The sequence below is a fragment of the Paenibacillus sp. FSL H7-689 genome (assembly GCF_000517905.1).
Taxonomy (GTDB): Bacteria; Bacillota; Bacilli; order Paenibacillales; family Paenibacillaceae; genus Paenibacillus; species Paenibacillus amylolyticus.
In genome coordinates this window covers 43276-65184 of the sequence record NZ_ASPU01000020.1, presented here as the reverse complement: position 1 = coordinate 65184, position 21909 = coordinate 43276, and the positions used below count along the sequence as shown (strand labels likewise).

Sequence of the window (21909 nt, the reverse complement as noted above, 5' to 3'; positions counted from 1 at the left end):
TTGTAGTCACAAAATCAGTGAGGTTTCAACGGTTATCATGCTGTTCTTGGTTGGTCCTTGCGCAGAAATACAGCACACACACCAAGCAGTGGCAAAAACGAACATAACTTGATAACAAACGAAATGCTAGTCACGTCAATTAAGGAACCTAACACAACCGAGCCAAGTCCAGCCATTCCGAACGACAGGCCAAAAAACAATCCGGATACCGTTCCAATATGACGAGGAAGCAATTCCTGTGCATAAACAATGATGACGCTGAAGCCGGACATCAGGATGAGTCCAATCATTCCGCATAATACCATGGACAAGACGGGTCCTGCATAAGGTAGCAACAGGGAAAACGGTGCAGTGCCTGCAATGGAGAACCAGATCATCGGTTTGCGTCCGTAGCGGTCAGCGAGTGGGCCACCGAGCAAGGTCCCGACCATACCTGCAAATTGCAAAATAAACAGACAGATCTGTGCCTGGGAGAGAGGCAAGTCATATGCATCGGCGTAATAGAAGGCGTAGTACCCGGTCATGCCTGCAATATATACGAATTTGGAGAACAGCAGCAGGATGAGAATTCCCATTGTAAAAGCGATGAATCCCCTGCTCACAGGTCGAGCTGCTGGCTCTGCGCCGCTTGATTTTAGAGGGCGTTGCTGACGAATGCGATTCTCGGCAAGCTTGTCTCTGTACCAACGACTGACAAAAGACTGAATGAAGATGCCGATCAGGGCAAAGCCCATCAGCCATAGAAAACTACGCTGCCCATGTGGCAGCAGGATGAAGGCGACCAGTAATGGAGCAATAGCCTGTCCTGTGTTGCCTCCCACCTGGAAGATCGACTGTGCCATTCCTCGTCCACGGCCTGCTGCCATATGAGCCACGCGTGAGGATTCGGGGTGGAGGATGGATGAGCCTATGCCAATTAATGCTGCCGAAACAAGCAGCATCCATAACTCGGAAGACAAAGCTAAACCGAGAACACCGATCAGGGAGAATAGCATACCTCCGGGAAGCAGGATCGGCATGGGCTTGCGATCCGACATATAACCGACCAGTGGCTGAAGGACGGATGCGGTAATATTCAGGGTGAAGGCAATCCAGCCCATCTGGGCGAAACTGAGCTGCATGGTCTGCTGGAATAGCGGGAATGCAGACGGAACCACTGTCTGCATCGCATCATTCAGCAGATGGGCGAAGCTGACTCCGGCGAGTGCCCAATTGGCGGAGGAGTTGATTTGCATTTTGCTTAAAGTGGCCTGAGCCATGGGAGATCACCTCAAATTATTTTTTTCTATGATAAAAGATGGGAGCAGATCATGTCTTTGTGAAAAGTGCTTGGAAAGTGAGCACGATTTGCTATAATGTCAGCAGGTGAGCAAACGATGGAATTAAACATGACGCTAAATGGGTTGGAATTATGGAAAGCTACCGGAGGGTTTGCGAATGAGCCGCATGTACATGACGACTGGTATCAGCTAACGCTGCCGGTCAGAGGTCAATGTCATCTGGTACAGGAACGGCATGCATACCCGCTAAAAGCAGGCATAGGGATTATTGCTCATCCCCAGACTGAGCATTATTTTGAGATAGGGTCGGATTCGGCTGTCATTGTGATCAAGTTCCGTAAACCGCCATTAGGCAGTTTCGAAGGTGCGGAGTTAAGTGGGGGGCGAGCTGAGTTTCGACCTACCCAGAATTTTGATCCTGTTGAGATCAGCAGTCTGTTTCGAGTCTGGAATTCCATTTTGTTAGATGATGTGCCCGAAATGCTGCAAGTGCAGGAAACAGAACTAGCCATCGAGACGTATCTAAGACGTGTGTTGACGGGGCAGGAAAATGGAAAAAGAACTGTAAATCCCGGTACATTCATGGATCCTCATCTCCAACGAGTGCTGGATTACATTCACAGTGCCTATACAGGCCCAATGGATATTGATTCGATGGCGATGGTTGCACATCAGAGCCGATATCATTTTATGCGTTCTTTCAAGGCTCTTACGGGAACAACACCGTATCAATATCTGCTGAATTTGCGCGTAGAAGAAGCGTCCAGGAGGCTCCGCCTTACAACGGATTCAGTAACAACAATCAGTTATGAACTGGGATTTTCCAGTGTCAGTCAGTTTTACAGAGCCTTTCAGCGAGTGTATGTTATGACACCGATGGAATATCGGAATCATGTGTAGATTTTAACGGGCAGTCTCGCATATGCGAGACTGTATTTTAGTACGTTACAGCATGCCACTCATTTTTGTTGTTGCCAAACATTGAAGAGTTTGCTAAGATGGGAAAAAGTTTATGTAAGCGTATACATTTAGATTAAAATTACAACGTTGTAATTATGGTTATGGCAAGTATTTAAAAGAAAGAAATACGGTGTAAGGAGGACTATTTCAAATTAGTTATCTCGTTATTACGCAGAATGATATAGGTTGTTACAAAATGTGAATGAGATAAATAACAAATACGTCAGTGAAATGACGGTTCCTTTTTATTCAAAAATTCAAACGTTGTAATTATGTAGCGAAGGGGAGTGTTTCACGTTGAAAAAACGCATGTCCACGCTGTTCAGCCTGATCAGACGGGATAAATATTTGCTACTGATGTTTTCGCCTATCTTTCTGTATTACCTCATCTTCATGTACCTTCCGATGCCTGGCGTGCTGTTGGCATTTCGTAATTTCTTGCCGGGTCAGGGCATGCTCAGCGGGGAGTGGGTGGGACTGCGCTGGTTCGAACAGTTCGTGAATTCCATCTACTTCTGGCGACTGCTGCGTAACACATTTTTGCTCGCCTTCCTGCCGCTCCTGTTTGGTTTCTCCATTCCGATTTTATTCGCTGTCTGCATCGTGGAGATCAAGAACCGGACATTCAAGCGATTTGCCCAGACCGTTACGTACCTTCCTCACTTCATCTCCACTGTTGTTGTAGCTGGCATGATTATTAACTTCCTGTCACCAACAGACGGTATTGTGAACACCCTCATCGCGAGTCTTGGCATGGAAAAAGTGAACTTCATGATGGATGCGAGCTGGTTCCGTACCATCTTCACAAGTTCCGACATCTGGCAAAGCTTTGGCTTCAGCTCCATCATCTACATTGCAGCCATTATGGGGATCGACCCCGAGATGTATGATTCCGGCAAAATTGATGGCGTCAACAAATTCCAGGAGCTATGGCACCTGACCCTACCCAGTATCAAACCAACCATCGTCATTCTTCTGCTTCTGTCGCTTGGCGGCATTATGAGTGTAGGTTTCGAGAAAGTATATCTGCTCTACAACGGAGCCACCTACGAAACGGCAGATGTCCTGTCCACCTATGTATACCGGATGGGGATTGAGGGCCAGAATTACGGCTTCGCCACAGCGGTCGGCTTGTTTAACTCTATTATCACATTTGTGCTTGTCTTTGCTGCCAATTCCATGACCCGCCGCCTGACCAAGATGTCACTCTGGTAAGACTATACCCCGGACCAAAGGAGACCTGTATGCAAAAATCGAGAAGTGACCGTTTGTTCTACGGATGTGTCTACCTGCTGACCATACTGGCGGTTGTTGTCACGTTGTATCCCTTTCTGTACGTCATTAGTATTTCATTCAGCTCGGTGGATGCCATCGACAAACAAAAAGTTGTATTGTGGCCCGTTGGATTTACCCTGTCAGGTTACCAAATGGTACTGCAATACAAGGAGTTATGGGTTTCGTTCTACAACACCCTCTGGTACACCGTGGTAGGCACACTGCTGAACATTGTGGCAACATGTCTTGCGGCGTTTCCATTATCCAGACAGCAGTTTTTCTTACGTCGCAAGCTGAATTTCTTCATCGCCTTCACCATGTATTTCTCGGGTGGACTCATTCCGGTCTACATGCTGATTACCTCGCTTGGGCTGTACAACACCCGCTGGGTTATGGTGCTGCCTGTGCTGGTGATTACGTTTAACGTCATGATCTGCCGCTCAGCTTTCGAAGGCATTCCGAATGAAATTTTCGAAAGTGCCAGTATAGACGGGGCTAACGAGATGACGATGCTGTATCGTCTGGCGGTTCCGATCATCAAGCCAACACTGGCTGTGCTCACGCTGTACTACGCGGTATTCCACTGGAACAACTTTTTCACGGCCCTATTATATCTGGGCAAACAGGATATGCAGCCCTTACAGATGTTCCTGCGAAGAGTGCTGATCATGGCTTCGCCGGAAGTGATGCAGAAGATGGGCGGTACGATGACATCCGGTGCGCTGGCGGTCTCCTCCCTTCAGGTTCGTTATGTATCCATTGTGGTCAGCATTCTGCCTATTGTTACGATCTACCCGTTTATCCAACGGTACTTCGTTAAGGGGATCACCCTCGGAGCCGTGAAAGGATAGCTTTACTTACTTAAGTGTCATGTCATTCAAAGGAGTTCAAAATGGTTCATACCAAGGAGGAATGATGGATGAGATTTAAAGGGGCAGGAAGAAAAAGTGTAATCGCAGCGATACTGGCAATCAGCCTGGCGGGATGTAGCGGCGGAACAGGGGCGGGAACCGATGCGGGGAGCACCCCGTCCAGTTCGGAGCCAGCCTTCAATTATACCGGAGCAGGGCCGGTGACGGATCAACCGGATGCCAAACTGTCTATTCTCGGCACCAACGCTTGGACGACCAATGTGGACTTGTCCACCGCAGCCATCGTGAAGAAAATTGAGAGCAACGCTGGTGTGACGGTGGATTGGGATCTGATTCCGCCGCAGAACTATGCGGATGCCGTCAATCCGAGGCTGGCTGCTGGTACCGGCTTGCCCGATATCGTGTACCTGCCGGATCAGGATCAGCTGATGAAGTACATTAACAGCGGTCTATTCATTCCGATTAATGAACTGGTAGAGAAATACGGCGTGAATCTCAAAAAAATATATGAAAAGTCACCTTCGGTCAAAGCCAGTTTAACAACGCCAGATGGTAAAATGTATTATATCCCACAGCAGACGTTAACCCGCAACTACATGCCGGTATTTATGGTCAATGTGCGCTGGCTTGATAAACTGGGATTAAGCGAGCCGACCACGCTGGATGAATTCACGGCGATGCTGCGCAAATTCAAGACAGATGACCCGAACGGCAACGGAAAAGCCGATGAGATTCCGCTGTCCATGGAAGCAAAATTTGTGTCAATGGCCTTTGGCCCGGCATTTGGACTTGATCTGTCCAACCAGTTCTATGCAGACGATCAGGGCAAAGTACATTTCAGCTATTATGAGCCTGCCTACAAGGAGTACTTGACCTATCTGAACGGACTGTACAAGGAAGGTCTGCTTGGGGTGGATTATGCGAGTACTACGAGTGATCAGGTCACGTCGCGCATCTCTCAGGATGTGACGGGAGCAACGTTTAATTTTAGCTGGTATATGTCGATGGTCTACAGTCCGTTATTCAAGGATTACAATCCGGAAGAGCCAATCATCAAAGGCATTTTACCACTGAAAGGACCGCATGGGGATCAGTTCTATGTAGGACGTACACCAGTGAGTGGCATCTTTGGCATTACACGTGATAGTAAAAATCCGGAACTTGCTTTCCGTTTCCTGGACTATGCCGTAAGTGAGGAAGCACAGACGTATTATACGTGGGGCATCAAGGATGACACGTATACGGAAGAGAATGGCGTGAAGACATTTACGGACAAAGGCAAGGACAATGAATACATCCAGAAGCTTGGCATTGGTCCGGTGAATCTGCCGAACATCCAATCCACCGATTCTGCTGATTCCGTCGTAGCCCCTTGGCATGCGAAGATGGATAAGGAACTGGAGCCGTATGTGCGCGAACCGTTCCCGTTTGTCTATGCCCTGCCGGATGAAGCGAGTGTGGAAAGCATGGCGATGCCTGACATCACCACATATGTGGAAGAGATGAACTTTAAGTTTATTAGCGGGGATGCCAGTCTGGACCAGTTTGACAGTTATATTGAGACGTTGAAGAAGATGAATATAGAGCAGGTTATTGCGGGCAGACAGGCACAATATGATCGTTATAAATCTGCACAGAAATAGGAAATTAGGGTTTTAGGCGTATGAGAGGTGTTGATTGATTTTGATAACCATTAAAGACATTGCCAAACTGGCGGGGGTGAGCTATAGCACGGTATCGAAGGCGCTGAATGATGATCCCCGAATCAAACCGGCAACAAAGCAGAAGGTGCTTGCGGTCGCAGAGAAACATCAATATCGGAAAAACATGCTGGCCCGGCAGCTCTCCACCGGCAGAAGCAACATCATCGGTTTTGTGCTGGATGAGCTGAGCAATCCGTTATTCTCCAACATCTCCGGCCGTCTGCACACCGAGCTGAAGAAGCGGGGATATCAGATGATCCTGGTTGTGGCGGATGATGGCGTGGATGTCTTCAGCCAGCTGCGCGTGGACGGATGTATTCTGTGGGACTATGCACTGGACAATCGGGAGATGTTCTGGAAAAAGTTCGCAACACTCAACATGCCATGTTTTGTGCTGGGTACTGATGAAGCGCCGAACTCTCCTTACATCAAGATTGATCGCAAAGAAGGGTTGTTCAAAGCAGTGGAGCATCTGAAATCGCTGGGGCACAGCCGAATCGGATTCATCGGCAACTCCCAGCACGTCAAGCTGGAGGGGTACCGGGAAGCGTTGCAGCGTACGGGTCTGGATTTTAACGAAGACCATGTGCTGCCAGCGTATTCCTCCTGGGAAGACGGGTATTTTGCCATACGTAATCATGCGTTTGGGGCGGATTCGCCAACAGCTTTTATTGGACTGAACAACCTGGTCACCCGAGGTGCGCTCCGGGCTTTGCTTGAGGCAGGTTACAGCGTTCCAAGCGATATCTCGTTAATCGGGTATGATGATCTGCCGGATATGCAATATGCCGAAGTGGCCTTGACTACAATTGGCCCGCCTCTGGATGAACTGGCCGTGCAGGCAGCAGAATTGATTGTCTCGTTGATCCGTGATGAACAGGTCGATGTTCCGGTAGTTATTCAGCCCAAGCTGAACCTTCGCAATTCAACGGCAATGTGCCGGCAATAAAGACAGCAACCTATGAAGAGTGAAGCGGTTATCCTTTAATCATACATGTATTAGGTGAGTACAACATTCAAGGAGGAATTGCTTATGCAGGTACAGACACAGTTATCCTGGTCTGAGCGAATTGCAGCAACGATCATCCAGCAATGTGACGGGGACGGTTATCATGCGTTCCCGTCGGGACGATGGGCATACGTGGAAGGCATGACCTTGATGGCGATGGCACGAACCGGGCAGTATTATGGCAAGCAAGAGTTTGTTGATTTTATGAAAAAACATATGGACCTGTATATCCAGCCGGACGGCTCTATTGGCACCTATACTTTGGAAGAATATAATCTGGATCAGATTAATCAGGGGAAAAACCTGTTTGCTTTACTGGATGGTGCTGAAGATCAGCGTTACGCAGAAGCGGCGCATCTTTTGGCAGCACAGCTCGTAGGGCAACCCCGCACGTCGGAGGGCGGTTTCTGGCACAAAAAAATCTATCCATTCCAGATGTGGCTGGACGGCCTGTATATGTCCTCTCCCTTTTTGTCCGAGTATGCGAAGACATTTCATCGTCCCGAGTTATGGGATGAAGTTGCACATCAGATTCTGCTGATCGAGCGCCAGACCCGTGATCCGCGGACCGGGCTGCTCTATCATGGCTGGGATGAATCGAAGGAGCAGGTCTGGGCAGATTCATCGACAGGGTGCTCACCACACTTCTGGAGCCGGGCGATGGGCTGGTATGCCATGGCGATTGTAGACAGCGTGGAGCATTTCCCCGTGAATCATCCAAAGCGCGGAAGCATCATCGGCATCTTCGAACGGATGTGTCATGCTCTGGTACGCGTGCAGGAGCAGGAGAGCGGGTTATGGTTCCAGGTGCTGGATCAGGGCTTCCGCAAAGGCAACTATCTGGAAGCATCCGGGTCAAGCATGTTTGTATATGCACTTGCGAAGGGTGTGCGACTAAGGTATCTGGAGCCGCATTTCAGAGCTGCGGCGGAGAAGGGATGGCAGGGGCTCTCCTCCCGATTGGTGGAGGAGACGGCTGACGGCGTTCGGTTAAACGGGATCTGTCATGGCGCAGGACTAAGCCTGGATCGGGATGGCTCGTACAACTACTATGTAACCGAAGCGGTTGTAAGCGATTCCTTTATGGGTGTGGCTCCGCTTCTGCTGGCAGCACTGGAAATGGAGCGACTGCCATGATGCAGCAGAGATTGCCAAATACAGCATTGGAACCATCAGCTCCCTGTCTGACTGTTGCTTCAGATGGGACAGGGGATTATGTGACGATTCAGGCCGCAGTTGATGCGCTGCCGGAGAATGGCATCGGAACCGTTCCAATTCGAGTGAAGGCTGGTGTCTATCATGAGAAGCTGCATATGGAGAAGCCGGGCATCCACTTGATTGGTGAGGGGGCGGAGCAGACGATCATTACGTATGATGATCATGCACTCAAGAAGTTCCCGGACGGGTCGCCATATCATACGTTTCATTCCTATACGGCTTTCATTGGTGCTGATGATTTCACGGCAGAGGGAATTACCTTCGTAAATGCTGCCGGGCCGGGCAAGCAGGTTGGTCAGGCGCTGGCCGTTTATGTGGATGGAGACCGGGCTGCCTTTCGCCGCTGTCGTTTGATCGGTCACCAGGATACGATCTTCACCGGCCCGCTGCCGGAGCAGCCCATGGATCGCAGTTATTTTGGCGGGCCACGCGATGGTGCCGAGCGGCGCAAACTGCGGCAGTATTTCGAGGACTGTTACATCGAAGGTGATATCGATTTTATTTTCGGTTCGGCTACGGTGGTGTTTAAGGGCTGCGAGATCTTTACGAAGAATCACCTGACTGAAGCGGAGGCTGCGGATGGACAAGTGAACGGTTGGATTACCGCAGCCTCTACGCCGGAGGATGTGCGTTACGGCTATGTGTTTCTGGACTGTGATCTGACCAGCAATGCTCCGCCGCAGTCGGTGTATCTGGGCAGACCGTGGCGTCATCATGCCAAAGTCTGTTTTCTGAACTGCTGGATCGGTGCTCATGTGAAGCGGGAGGGATGGCACAACTGGAACAAGACAGATGCAGAGCAGACCGTTCAGTATGCGGAATACAACAGCGCAGGGCCTGGTGCCGGATGTGCTGCTGATCGTGTGCCTTGGGCCAAAATACTGACCGAACAGGAAGCGGCCGAGTACACTATACCTCTGATTCTGTCCGGCGTGGATGAGTGGCAGCCTTTGGAAGGGAGAGGGGAGCAGCGGCAGTAAGATACGCCCTCTTCTCTGCGCAATATCTAACACAGGTTTTCTTTCAAGTCTCCTAAGGAGTTGAAAGAAAACCTTTTTTGTGCGCTATATTACATTTTTCGCCCCCAATAGAACTATTTTATCCCTTATCTCTTTTGCAGTTTACTGATTAAATACAGGGTGAGGATCTGTAAATTCCCTGTAAAATTTGGATGGTGCCTGCAAAAAAAAGAACACGAGAGGGAAGGTCCATTTTGGTAAGGGAAGGGAGTGAAGTGACACGCAAAATCAGATGGCTGAATGAGGCTGGCTCTAATCGATCACAGATCAGATGCAGGTGGACTATTAAAGCTTTTGTTTGCAAGGTGAACGTATCCTTAGTACAGGAGGGATTTTGCTTGAATCAAGCTGTTCGATTCCGCCCGGTCATTACATTTGCTTTGACATTTCTTCTACTTATTTCGTGGTTTGCACCGAGAGCCGATGCCGCCGCCCAATGGCAGGCAGGCACCGCATACAAGAAAGGAGACCTCGTAACATATCAAAATAAAGATTATGAGTGTATTCAGGCCCACACGGCGTTGACCGGATGGGAGCCCTCTGTTGTGCCCGCGTTGTGGAAATACGTCGGGGAAGGTTCGGGAGGGGAAACGCCGACGCCAGATACGGCACCACCTTCTGTTCCTGCGGGTCTGACTTCATCCTCCATCACGAACACCTCCGTGAGTCTTTCCTGGAATGCATCCACGGATAATGTGGGCGTGGCGGGGTATGAGGTGTACCGGAACGGCGTTCTTGTGACAAGTACTTCAACTACAACAGCTGTAGTCACTGGACTGACAGCTAGCACGACTTATGCTTTTACGGTAAAAGCCAAAGATGCCGCAGGCAATATATCCGCTGCGAGCACCTCCCTCAGTGTGACAACTTCCAATGGATCTTCCAATCCTGGGCCAACCGGCGGCAAATGGCTGATCGGCTACTGGCATAACTTCGACAATGGTTCAACCAATATCAGACTTCGTAACGTATCAACAGCCTATGACGTCATTAATGTCTCCTTTGCCGAACCGATTTCACATGGCAGCGGAACGCTTGCTTTTACTCCATACAATGCAACGGTAGCCGAATTCAAATCCGATATTGCCTACCTTCAAAGCCAAGGGAAAAAAGTACTGCTTTCCATGGGTGGAGCCAACGGTACCATTGAGCTCACCGATGCGACCAAGAGACAGCAGTTCGAAGATTCGTTAAAATCAATCATTTCCACGTATGGTTTCAATGGTCTAGATATCGATCTGGAAGGAAGTTCCCTGTCTCTGAATGCAGGGGATACCGATTTCCGTAGTCCAACTACACCGAAAATTGTTAACCTCATCCAAGGCGTGAAAGCGGTTAAGTCACACTTCGGCGCCAATTTCATCCTGACGGCTGCGCCGGAGACGGCCTATGTACAGGGTGGATATCTGAGCTACGGCGGTCCTTGGGGAGCATACTTGCCAGTCATCCATGCCTTGCGTAATGACCTGACCCTGCTTCATGTACAGCACTATAACACGGGCTCCATGGTAGGGCTGGATGGACGCTCTTACGCCCAAGGAACAGCTGATTTCCATGTGGCCATGGCGGAGATGCTGCTTCAAGGCTTTCATGTAGGCGGTACCACAGGCCCATTCTTTAGTCCGTTGCGACCGGACCAGATTGCCATCGGTGTGCCGGCTTCCCAACAGGCTGCCGGAGGTGGTTATACAACGCCAGCCGAGCTGCAAAAGGCACTGAATTACCTAATCAAAGGTGTGTCATACGGCGGTTCCTATACCTTGCTCCAGCCTGCGGGCTATGCGGGGATAAAAGGGATTATGACCTGGTCAATCAACTGGGATGCATATACGAATAACCAGTTTTCGAGCGCAAATCGTCCGTTCCTGAACGGGCTGAGTACGCAAACGACAAAGGAGGTTGTGTATTAAGATGATACATTTAAATAAACACACTGCTTTCAAGAAAACCGCAAAGTTTCTCCTGGGTCTATCCCTGCTCTTATCCGTCATTATTCCTTCTTTTGTGCTCCAACCCGCTACGGGAGCAGCTGCAGATTCTTATAAAATTGTTGGTTACTACCCGTCCTGGGCTGCGTATGGGAGAAACTATAATGTAACGGACATCGACCCAACCAAAGTCACGCATATCAACTATGCGTTTGCCGATATTTGCTGGAACGGTATTCATGGAAATCCGGACCCTTCGGGCCCTAACCCGGTGACCTGGACGTGTCAGAATGAGAAGAGCCAGACAATCAATGTACCGAATGGAACGATTGTGCTTGGCGATCCATGGATCGATACCGGAAAGACATTTGCAGGGGATACGTGGGATCAGCCCATTGCAGGCAATATCAATCAGCTTAACAAGCTGAAACAGATCAATCCTAATCTTAAGACAATCATCTCCGTGGGAGGATGGACATGGTCCAACCGCTTCTCTGATGTAGCTGCGACTGCTGCAACGCGAGAGGTATTTGCAAACTCTGCCGTCGACTTCCTGCGGAAATACAATTTTGACGGGGTAGATCTGGACTGGGAGTACCCGGTATCAGGCGGACTTGATGGTAACAGCAAACGTCCTGAGGATAAGCAAAATTACACGCTGCTTCTGAGCAAAATCCGTGAGAAGCTGGATGCTGCCGGAGCTGTGGACGGCAAGAAGTATCTGCTTACGATTGCAAGCGGTGCATCGACGACCTATGCTGCGAATACTGAGCTTGCCAATATAGCTGCCATCGTCGACTGGATTAATATTATGACATACGATTTTAACGGGGCCTGGCAAAAAGTCAGCGCGCATAACGCGCCGTTGAACTATGACCCTGCGGCTTCGGCTGCTGGGGTGCCGGATGCCAATACATTTAATGTGGCTGCTGGAGCACAAGGGCATTTGAATGCAGGCGTACCAGCCGCTAAACTTGTGCTTGGTGTTCCGTTCTATGGCCGCGGCTGGGATGGATGCGCACAGACGGGAAATGGCCAGTATCAGACCTGTGCGGGAGGTTCTTCCGTTGGAACATGGGAAGCAGGCTCCTTTGATTTTTATGATCTGGAGACCAACTACATTAACAAAAACGGGTACACGCGTTACTGGAATGACACGGCCAAGGTGCCATATCTCTATAATGCGACCAATAAGCGATTTATTAGTTATGACGATGCGGAGTCTATTGGATATAAAACGGCTTATATCAAAAGCAAAGGACTCGGCGGAGCGATGTTCTGGGAACTTAGCGGTGACCGGAACAAAACACTTCAAAATAAACTGAAAGCCGATCTGCCTACCGGAGGTACAGTGCCTCCAGCAGATACGACGGCGCCAAGCGTACCCGGTAATGCCCGTTCGACAGGCGTGACGGCCAACTCGGTTACGCTAGCTTGGAATGCTTCAACAGATAATGTGGGTGTTACCGGTTATAACGTCTACAATGGTGCCAATCTTGTGACCTCCGTCAACGGGACGACCGCAACAATCAGCGGACTGTCAGCGGGTACATCCTATAGCTTTACGGTAAAAGCAAAGGATGCGGCAGGTAATCTGTCTGCAGCCAGTAATGCTGTAACTGTAAGCACGACAGCTCAGCCGGGTGGAGATACGCAGGCGCCAACTGCGCCAACGAACCTCGCATCAACCGCGCAAACAACATCCAGTATAACGCTGAGCTGGGCGGCATCCACGGATAACGTGGGTGTAACGGGTTATGATGTGTACAATGGAGCGGCTCTGGCGACATCCGTGACCGGAACGACAGCAACGATCAGCGGGCTTGCAGCGGATACCTCGTATACATTTACGGTAAAAGCAAAGGATGCGGCGGGGAATGGTTCTGCTGCGAGCAATGCGGTGACTGTGAAAACAACAGCAGGAACGACAAATCCGGGCGTTTCCGCCTGGCAGGCGAATACAGCCTATACTGTAGGACAGCTGGTCACCTATAGCGGTAAGACGTATAAATGTTTGCAATCCCACACATCCTTGTCTGGGTGGGAACCATCCAATGTCCCTGCATTGTGGCAGGTTCAATAGTTAAAAAATGGATTACAACATTTTGAATTGAAACGTGCAGTGTTAGCGAGGCTTGGTTATAGGGAAGAGAACATAACGAAAAAACACCGGTTTCTGGTTGAACTGCACCCCAATTGTTAGACACAACTACCAATTGGAGGTGCAGTTTTTTTATGACTAAATTCAGTTCAGATGAAAAAATACAAGCCGTTATGCGTTATGAAAAGGGATCAGAAAGCTTGAAAAGCATTGCAAAATCGAGCGGGCTTCACGATTCTGTCTTTTTAAACTGGATTAGACAATATGAGCATCATAGGGAAAAAGCTTTTTATAAAGGGCTATACATCATATCCTACACAGATTAAACTAGACGCCCTTCAACCAAAGAAAAAGGGGCGCCCATCCATGAAAAAAGGATATAAAGCACAGAAGGATCTGTAGAGGCTTTACAAGCAGAGGTAGAGCGTTTGAAAATGGAGAATGCTTATTTAAAAAAAAGTTGAATGCCTTAGTTCGAAACAAGGAAAACTCACCAAATAAGACAAAGCGCAAGTAGTCTATGAACTAAGGAACGAATTTTCGGTGAAAGCACTTCTACAACTAGCAGATATCCCTCGTAGCACGTATTATTACGTGGTAAAAGCATTTGGTACGGTAGACAAGAATTAGAGCTAAAAGACATGATACAAGCGATTTATGAGGAGCATAAGGGACGCTATGGTTATCGTCGTAATCGCGATGAGTTAATCAATCGTGGACACCATGTGAATCATAAAAAAGGTACAGCGTTTGATGAAAGTATTGGGATTAAAGTATTTGGTACATATGAAGAAATATCGTTCGTATAAAGATTCGATTGGCAAGATTGCACCGAACCTATTAGAACGCAATTTCCGCGCTGAAAGGCCAAACGAGAAGTGGGTTAACGGACATTACAGAGTTTAAATTGTTCGGAGAAAAACTATATTTATCTCCCATACTTGATCTGTATAACGTAGAAATCATTACATATACGATGGTTCAAGACCGGTCTACTCGCTTGTTTCCACGATGTTAGACCGACCATTTTGCAGTTTAACAAATGAAGATAAACTCCTTATTCATTCGGACCAAGCTGGCACTACTAGATGAGAACATATCGTCATACCCTTAAAGAAGTTGGCATCACGCAAGTATGTCCCGGCAAGGTAACTGTTACGATAACGCCGTCATGGAGAACTTCTTTGGCATCATTAATCCGAGTTCTTGTTTTTAAAGAAATTTGAAAATATCTCACATATTAAACAAGAGCTATCCAAATACATCGATTATTACATCAACAAACGCATCAAGGCAAAACTAAAAGGCATTAGTCCGGTACGGTACCGGACTAATGCCCAACAAGTTGTTTAACGTTATAATCTGTCTAACTTTACGGGGTCACTTCACCTGGTCCGGTGGTTTTTCGTTATGCTATGTCAAACAAAGCAGGCTCCAAAAAGGCTATTCATTAAAAATCGAAGTTGTCCGGATCAGGTCCAATGCATACATCTTCGTTCAGTGCGGCGCAAACTTCGGTAGTATTTCGAGGACTGTTACATCGAAGGTGATATCGATTTTATTCTTGGCTCGGCTACGGTGGTGTTTAAGGGCTACGAGATCGTTACGAAGCATCGCCTGACTGAAGCGGAGGATGCGGATGGACAAGTGAACTGCTGGATCGGCGCTCATGTGAAGCGGGAGGGATGGCACAACTGGAACAAGACAGATGCAGAGCAGACCGTTCAGTATGTGGAATATAACAGTTTCGGGCCTGGGGCGGGAAAAGCGACAACGAGAGTTTCATGGGCAAAAGTGCTGAGCGAACAGGAAGCCGCCGAATATGCGTTGCCGCTTATTTTGTCTGGTGAGGACGGGTGGCAGCCTTTTGGGGAGAGAGGGATTAATCGGCATTAAGCCAAGTATATTTACTTTGCGATATTTATAATGAAAGGTTGTCTTTCGAATCTCTTATGGACTTGGTGGATGGCCTTTTTTGTGGGCTTACATTAACAAAAACTGATACACGGGGTACTGGAACGATACTTGCCAAGGGGCCTTATCGCTGTAACGCCTCCAACGCGATTGTTCTACAGGCGTAACAGTAGACTCGGTGACGCTGGCCTAGATTGCTTCAACGTTAATGTAGGCGTTACAGGTTATAACGTCTTACATTGGCGCTCAGGTAACACTAGTTGTATTAATCGTAAAAATTTTTGTGGGAGAATTTGAATGTGGAACTGCTTAAAAGTAGTGCCGAAGATGGCTTTTTCATAATGAGCAATGATTATACTACCGATCTATTTCTAGAGAGGGGATTCAAGAACGATTCATATAATAATGATTCCAAAATGGAAGTTAGATTTATAGAAGTGTATCTTTCACATCATGGTTTTGTTAAATTGGGGAAATTTGATGTTTAAGGCGTACAGATTTTTAAAGCGTGGCGAAAGTATCTTCCGCCAGATCCATTAGAAACGGTAGCGGAGGTATACCAGTACGTCCAAACTCATTAAGAGCAAAATCCGGAAGTTCGCATTATTGCCGATCATGATGATTATAATGTTGTTCAAGCGCTATACGCCATTATTGTTTTTCGAAAAATAATGGCTAGTAGAGGGATAAAAAGAAGGCGCTGAAATTAATCCAGTCAGTGCCTTCTTTCGAGTATTTACTGTTGTTCTAACTTCAACAAATTGTTCATTTCAATTTTGATTTGGTTTTTTTCATTCCCTTTAATCGTACCATCATCTTCTACCGTGTATGAACCTTGAACTGGATTTAACAGTGATGCCGGTGAATTTTCAAACGTCGCTAGGAACATAACGTAGTTTTCATTCGTTTTGAGTTCTTCAGAATCTTCTACCTTAAATGTATGTTCTTGATCCTCTCCCCCTACTTGTTTGACTTGAATGATTTCTTTTTCGGCTGCTTCCCCTTTATAGTTTTTTTGTACTTCAACATCATAGATCGTATATGGAATAGCGGGGCTGTCTGATATATCCCCACCTGGGTTTAATTTTTCATCATTAGGATCAGCAGGTTCTTCTGCGATATTTATAAGTTTAAAAGATGATTTTAAAATCTTTCCTTCAATAATTAAATCCGCCTGGTTAGCCAACTCATCAATGTTGTTGTAAGTTGGAAAAGAGGCATCCATCAGCACCACTTCTTTTTTTGCTGTTTCTGTTGCAGCGGATCCTTCTTTTGATGGCTCTGCTGTTCCACATCCGGCGAGTAACATTGCAGTGATACAAAATGCTGAAGCTACAGATGTAAAATTCTTCATGCTATCTTCCTCCCAATCCTTTTAAATTAGTAAGCAGTATTTACATCGTCAATATCATACTGCCTAGGGGTAGTGACTGTGTTAAAATCATTGCTATATTTCATAATAGACGCCTTAGTTGTATTCGGGTTATCTTTCAAGAAGAAGGAATGCCCAAATTCATGAACGGTCGCTCCTTTAACAAAATTGGAGAAATTAGTGGCGTCTCTGACAATTGTTCTTGAGTTTAATTGAATTGTGTATCTATACTTTGGGGAAAACCACTGTGAATTTAGGCCATACCAGGTATCTGGATAAGAAGCCGCTGTAATTGTGTTGGTTGATGAACTCAAGTATCCAATTGTAACTGGAGTAGGAGTACCGTTCCAAGCAATAATTCCTTCATTGATTGGTGTCTTCCAGGTATCATTCAGGTTATCTGGAGACTTTACGCTAATTCCTGCGTCTGGACTACCGGAGTTAGTAAGTTCTGCGCTTGTTGTAAGGTTAAAACTGAACATAAGTGGTACAGCGAGAGCTAATGTGATAATACCATTTTTTACGTAATTAACCTTCATTCATTATCACCTCATAGTTTTTTTATTCTTGCTTTTGTTTTCTGAGTGGTTTGGAAAATGCTTCCACATATACTTAACGTCATACTTCAACAAAAGGTTGCGATCTACTAGGAAAAAAGGAATAATTTTGAAAATTTTAAACTAAACGAAAAAGTAGATGCTATTTTACTCTTTTAAATACACTAGCAGTCAAACAAAAACATCTTTCGGTTAAAGTGCAAGGAAAAGAATACAACTTCAATTATGAATTTGATCCAGTTCCGGATTATCACGAGCAAGATAGCCTTGGGTTTGGTGGTGTATACATTTATTTTTTTTGGAAAAAATTGAACCTCAGGGGATCTGTTGGCCGGTCTACCACCACATATGTGTGTGAATTCAATGTCACTTATAAATTTGACAATGCGAGAATGAATTTGTTGCGGATCAAATTGAAAGTTAAGCTGATTGATTATAGAGATTGAGGTTTCAGAATTTTAGAAGTGACAATGTCATCTGTTGAGAAACAAAAAACAGTGAAAAACCTCCAACTCTCGTACGTAACGAGAAGTCTGGAGGCTTTTCACTGTTTTATTTTACCTGCAAATCAGCACAGAATAACAGCAATTCGATTCAATTTAGAAATCGAAGTTGTCCGGATCAGGTCCAACGCGTACATCTTCGTTCAGAGCACTGATCTGATCCATCTCTTCATTTGAAAGTTCAAAGTCGAAGATGGAGGAGTTCTCGATAATCCGGTTTTCCTTGGTGGACTTCGGAATGGTAATGACTCCATTTTGCAGATCCCAACGCAGGATGACTTGTGCAACCGATTTGCCTTTGGCTGAAGCAATAGCCGTGAGTACTGGATTGTCCAACAGCTGACCTTGCATCAGAGGCGACCAAGCTTCAAGCTGGATACCATGTTTTTCACAGAAAGCCTTAAGCTCAACCTGAGTCAGGCGAGGGTGGTATTCCACCTGATTGATCATTGGTTTCACTTTGACATCCTGCATCAAGTCTTCGAGATGATGAATCTGGAAGTTGCTTACGCCAATCGCCTTAATACGGCCGGCTGCGTACAGTTCCTCGATTGCTTTCCAGGCTGCTTTGTATTTGCCTGCCTTAGGCCAGTGAATCAGATACAGGTCAAGGTATTCCAGTCCCAGTTTGTTCAAGGTTGTATCAAAAGCCGCAAGTGTCTCTTCATATCCGAGGTCTGCATTCCATACTTTAGATGTAACAAACAGTTCTTCGCGTTTCAGGTTGTTTTCTTGCAAAGCTTCTGCAATCGCTTGACCAACACCGGCTTCATTGCCGTATATTGCAGCAGTATCAATGCTGCGGTATCCATGTTTAATCGCATTTTTCACGGCTTCAATCAGTTCAGATCCTTCTTCTACCTTAAATACACCAAGTCCGAACCAAGGCATAGAAACACCGTTATGCAGAGTTACTGTAGATTGTAAATGTTGTGCGGTTTGAGCAGTTGTCATGAGATTTCCTCCTTAAAGTGTGTAAAAACCAGTCATATTAAGCTAAATTTTTGTTGTTTTATCATACAAAATTAAATCATAGTAGATCAAATTGGGTTCAACGTATTATAGTATAATAAAATACCATATGAAACCGGTTCCCCTCGAAGGCTGGAACTGATATATATAAGAGTGAGACCCATGGGCGGAATGGAAATTAGAACGAGGCTTTCTCCATTTCGACTGATGCATGTTGATCCTTGCTTTCTAGCATTTTAGCCCAAGCTGTCAGGATTACAGCTACGAGAACCATCAAGGCTCCGACCCATGTCGTGTGAATCAAACCGATGGAATCATTGATCACTCCACCCAGATAGGCACCTATAGCGATCCCTGCATTAAATGCGGCGATGTTAAAGGCTGAGGCTACATCCTTGGCCTGTGGTGCATAACGCTCAGCCAAGGTTACAACGTACATCTGAAGACCAGGCACATTCATGAAGGCGAGCAGGCCCATACCCATAATGGTGAGTAGTGCTGCCAACTTAAACGTGACGGTGAAGTACATCACGCCGAGAATGATGGTCTGAATGATGAACATGTAGAAGAGCGCCTTGAGCGGGTTGCGGTTGGCTGCTCTGCCACCGATGATGTTGCCAACAGCGATGGCGATTCCGTACAACAATAGGATGAACGCTACTGTTTTCTCAGAATAACCGCTAATATCATGCAGCAACGGGGACAGATACGTAAAGACAACAAATGTTCCTCCGTACCCAACAGCAGTGATGGCAAAAGCAAGCAGCAAGCGTCCACCTGTAACCAGCTTCAGCTGATCCCGAAATGCCGTCCGTGTTCCTCGCTTCAACGTGGATGGCACGAGTATCAGGTTCCCGATCATTGCAATGATGCCAACCACAACAATCAGGATAAAGGCAGCGCGCCAGCCCCAATGTTGGCCGATGAGTGTACCGAGAGGTACACCGGTTACTGTGGCAATGGTAAGACCGGAGAACATGATGGCAATAGCACTCGCCCTACGGTTGGCAGGCACCAGATCGGCTGCAATCGTGGAGCCAATGGACATGAACACCCCGTGTGCCAGAGCGGATACTACTCGTGCAATGAGTAACATGGTGATGCCCGTCGATAGTGCAGCCATCGTGTTACCCGCAATGAAGACAATCATGATGGCAAGCAATAGCATTTTGCGTGATATGGTAGACGTCAGTGAGGTCAGAACAGGAGCCCCAAAGGTAACGCCTAATGCATATAAAGTAACGGTCAGTCCCGCTGTAGTTACGGAAATGCCCAGGTCATCTGCAATGAGGGGCAGTAGCCCAACGCTGATAAACTCTGTGGTACCGATCGCGAATGCACTAATGGCCAGCGCAAGCAATGCCCATGTGCTGCGTTTTGAATCTTGTAACATTTCTTGCTCAACTCCCCAGAATGTAGATTTACGTACCGGCAAATGCTATTATGAGTTATTCGGTATAGATTGAATAGTACGTACTTTTTAGTACCCTACGTACTTTTTGGTGCCTATACAGCATGCGACGGATGTAATTCAATTCATCAGGGAGGAAGCAAGTTATGGTTAGAAAAAAATATAACATCTCGGTTGAAGCTACCTTAGAGGTGATCGGTGGCAAGTGGAAATGCGTCATTCTCTGTCATCTGACACATGGGAAAAGACGAACCAGTGATCTCAAGCGTATTATGCCCGCAATTACACAAAAAATGTTAACACAGCAACTGAGAGAGCTTGAAAACGACGGAATCGTAAACCGCATCGTATATAATCAGGTCCCTCCCAAAGTAGAATACGAATTGAGTGATTACGGGAGAAGTCTTGAACCGATTCTCAATGCGCTCTGCAATTGGGGAGATCAACATATTGTGAAGGAATACGGAGACAAATCAGCAGTTCTGGAAGATAATGGACTCAATGATTTTAACTCTGACAATAGGGAGCTGGTGCAACCGTGAACTATGAGATTTTATATGATGGTGCTTTTGCGATGCTCAAGGTACATTTGCAGCGGGGAGAGCGGTTCAAGGCCGAGAGTGGTGCGATGGTATCTATGACTCCTACGGTTGAACTGAAGGGTTCAGCAGAAGGTGGGATGTTTGCCGGGTTCGGTCGGATGCTGAGCGGGGAGAAGTTTTTCTTTCAGGAACTGACGGCTACGGGCGGATCGGCAGAGATTCTGCTCTCACCTTCAAGCATGGGCGATGTAGAAGCTGTTGAATTGGACGGTTCCTATTCACTCTATGTGCAGAAAGACGGATTTCTGGCAGGAACCGAGGGCATTCAGGTGAATACCAAAATGCAAAACCTGAAAAAAGGTCTCTTTTCGGGAGAAGGTTTCTTCATTATTGAGATCAGCGGACGTGGAACTGTATTTCTGTCTTCCTATGGTGCCATCCATGCGATTAATCTGGCAGCAGGTGAAGAAATGATCGTCGATAACGCCCATTTGGTGGCATGGCCTCATTATGTAGATTACCGTATTGAGAAAGCTTCACAGGGCTGGTTATCCAGTGTTACAAGTGGAGAAGGACTGGTATGTAGGTTCCGGGGAGAAGGAACTATTCTTATACAGAGCCGCAATCCGCAAGGATTCGGACAATGGGTGAAGCAGTTTATCCCTGCGCGCTAATTATTTTTTTGAGAAAGAACACACAGAGTTGCAACGGATATGTTTCCATCATCGTTATATGAATAATGGATTTACTTCATTGACTGACGGGTATATATTCTGTTGCATAAGGTCGCACATCATGGAGGTATGAGATGACAAGCTCACGGTATAAAAACGCACAAGAAAGTCCGGGATATCTGTTATGGCAGGTTACAGCCATGTGGCAAAAGGAAGTACGCAGGGTGCTGGAGCCCCTCGAACTGACACAACCTCAATTTGTATTATTGCACGCCTGTTTATGGCTCAATGAACACGATGAGGAAGGCAAGGGAGTGACTCAGGTTCAAATTGCTCAGTTTGCCAAGGTGGATGTTAACGTGACTTCTCAGGTTCTACGTGCGCTTGAAAAAAGGGGATTAATTACCCGCGCTCGTCATCAGACAGATACGCGTGCCAATATTATCACAACAACGGAAGAAGGAACCCGATTGGCTGTGGAGGGAATCCATCTGGTCGAGGAATCGGACAAGGCATTTTTCGAAACTTTGGATGAACGTAAGGGAGAGTATTTGGAAATCATGCAGGAGTTTCTTCGCCAAAAAACAGAGAGTTGATCC

General features: G+C 46.9%; 18 protein-coding genes and 1 pseudogene. 14 read left to right on the top strand and 5 right to left on the bottom strand.

Going from position 1 to position 21909, the window contains the following annotated elements; translation table 11 throughout:
- Positions 1–35 precede the first annotated feature (35 nt).
- The gene (locus C170_RS17350; protein ID WP_036612229.1) at positions 36–1259 is read right to left on the bottom strand and encodes an MFS transporter; all 1224 of its coding nucleotides are present in this window, start codon (positions 1257–1259) and stop codon (positions 36–38) included.
- A 117-nt stretch (positions 1260–1376) separates the two neighbouring features.
- On the opposite strand from C170_RS17350, the gene C170_RS17345 reads away from it, so the two are divergent.
- The 11 genes and pseudogenes from C170_RS17345 (at position 1377) to C170_RS17290 (ending at position 15261) form a co-directional block, all read left to right on the top strand.
- A complete protein-coding gene (locus C170_RS17345) occupies positions 1377–2180 on the top strand; it encodes an AraC family transcriptional regulator (RefSeq protein WP_036612226.1) in 804 nt (267 codons plus the stop codon).
- A gap of 357 nt (positions 2181–2537) precedes the next feature.
- On the top strand, positions 2538–3455 hold the full coding sequence (locus C170_RS17340; protein ID WP_036612224.1) for an ABC transporter permease: 918 nt from the start codon (positions 2538–2540) through the stop codon (positions 3453–3455).
- Positions 3456–3484: 29 nt separating this feature from the next.
- The gene (locus C170_RS17335; protein WP_036612222.1) at positions 3485–4366 is read left to right on the top strand and encodes a carbohydrate ABC transporter permease; all 882 of its coding nucleotides are present in this window, start codon (positions 3485–3487) and stop codon (positions 4364–4366) included.
- A gap of 68 nt (positions 4367–4434) precedes the next feature.
- Positions 4435–6030 carry an extracellular solute-binding protein gene (locus C170_RS17330; RefSeq protein WP_036612220.1) on the top strand — a complete coding sequence of 532 codons (1596 nt, stop codon included), beginning with the start codon at positions 4435–4437 and terminating at the stop codon, positions 6028–6030.
- Positions 6031–6070: 40 nt separating this feature from the next.
- The gene (locus C170_RS17325) at positions 6071–7039 is read left to right on the top strand and encodes a LacI family DNA-binding transcriptional regulator (RefSeq protein WP_036612334.1); all 969 of its coding nucleotides are present in this window, start codon (positions 6071–6073) and stop codon (positions 7037–7039) included.
- 84 nt (positions 7040–7123) lie between these two features.
- On the top strand, positions 7124–8236 hold the full coding sequence (locus C170_RS17320) for a glycoside hydrolase family 88/105 protein (protein WP_036612218.1): 1113 nt from the start codon (positions 7124–7126) through the stop codon (positions 8234–8236).
- Positions 8233–9297 carry a pectinesterase family protein gene (locus C170_RS17315; RefSeq protein ID WP_155985090.1) on the top strand — a complete coding sequence of 355 codons (1065 nt, stop codon included), beginning with the start codon at positions 8233–8235 and terminating at the stop codon, positions 9295–9297. The genes C170_RS17320 and C170_RS17315 overlap by 4 nt, the downstream gene beginning before the upstream one ends.
- Before the next feature lie 377 nt (positions 9298–9674).
- The gene (locus tag C170_RS17310) at positions 9675–11246 is read left to right on the top strand and encodes a chitinase (RefSeq protein WP_036612215.1); all 1572 of its coding nucleotides are present in this window, start codon (positions 9675–9677) and stop codon (positions 11244–11246) included.
- 1 nt (position 11247) lies between these two features.
- Positions 11248–13347: a glycosyl hydrolase family 18 protein gene (locus tag C170_RS17305; RefSeq protein WP_036612212.1), complete on the top strand. Its 2100-nt coding sequence runs from the start codon at positions 11248–11250 to the stop codon at positions 13345–13347.
- Positions 13348–13499: 152 nt separating this feature from the next.
- A pseudogene (locus C170_RS30465) lies at positions 13500–14718 on the top strand (IS3 family transposase).
- A 228-nt stretch (positions 14719–14946) separates the two neighbouring features.
- Positions 14947–15261: a pectinesterase family protein gene (locus C170_RS17290; RefSeq protein ID WP_162158981.1), complete on the top strand. Its 315-nt coding sequence runs from the start codon at positions 14947–14949 to the stop codon at positions 15259–15261.
- A gap of 754 nt (positions 15262–16015) precedes the next feature.
- On the opposite strand, the gene C170_RS17280 is transcribed toward C170_RS17290, so the two are convergent.
- The 4 genes from C170_RS17280 to C170_RS17265 all read right to left on the bottom strand — a co-directional run bounded on the left by C170_RS17280 (position 16016) and on the right by C170_RS17265 (position 20076).
- Positions 16016–16633, bottom strand: a complete 618-nt coding sequence (locus tag C170_RS17280; RefSeq protein ID WP_036612205.1) for a hypothetical protein — start codon at positions 16631–16633, stop codon at positions 16016–16018.
- Between the two features lie 26 nt (positions 16634–16659).
- Positions 16660–17190 (bottom strand): hypothetical protein, encoded by a 531-nt coding sequence (locus C170_RS30140; RefSeq protein WP_051447254.1) that lies wholly within the window; start codon positions 17188–17190, stop codon positions 16660–16662.
- Positions 17191–17807: 617 nt separating this feature from the next.
- Complete coding sequence (locus C170_RS17270; RefSeq protein ID WP_036612203.1) at positions 17808–18665, bottom strand: aldo/keto reductase; 858 nt, start codon at positions 18663–18665, stop codon at positions 17808–17810.
- Positions 18666–18861: 196 nt separating this feature from the next.
- Positions 18862–20076 carry an MFS transporter gene (locus C170_RS17265; protein ID WP_036612201.1) on the bottom strand — a complete coding sequence of 405 codons (1215 nt, stop codon included), beginning with the start codon at positions 20074–20076 and terminating at the stop codon, positions 18862–18864.
- A gap of 164 nt (positions 20077–20240) precedes the next feature.
- Here C170_RS17265 and C170_RS17260 point away from each other — a divergent pair, with 164 nt between their 5' ends.
- The 3 genes from C170_RS17260 (at position 20241) to C170_RS17250 (ending at position 21906) form a co-directional block, all read left to right on the top strand.
- The gene (locus C170_RS17260; RefSeq protein ID WP_017691613.1) at positions 20241–20636 is read left to right on the top strand and encodes a winged helix-turn-helix transcriptional regulator; all 396 of its coding nucleotides are present in this window, start codon (positions 20241–20243) and stop codon (positions 20634–20636) included.
- Complete coding sequence (locus C170_RS17255) at positions 20633–21310, top strand: TIGR00266 family protein (RefSeq protein ID WP_036612199.1); 678 nt, start codon at positions 20633–20635, stop codon at positions 21308–21310. Before C170_RS17260 ends, C170_RS17255 begins: the two co-directional genes overlap by 4 nt.
- Positions 21311–21444: 134 nt before the next feature.
- The gene (locus tag C170_RS17250) at positions 21445–21906 is read left to right on the top strand and encodes a MarR family winged helix-turn-helix transcriptional regulator (protein ID WP_036612197.1); all 462 of its coding nucleotides are present in this window, start codon (positions 21445–21447) and stop codon (positions 21904–21906) included.
- Positions 21907–21909: the final 3 nt, after the last annotated feature.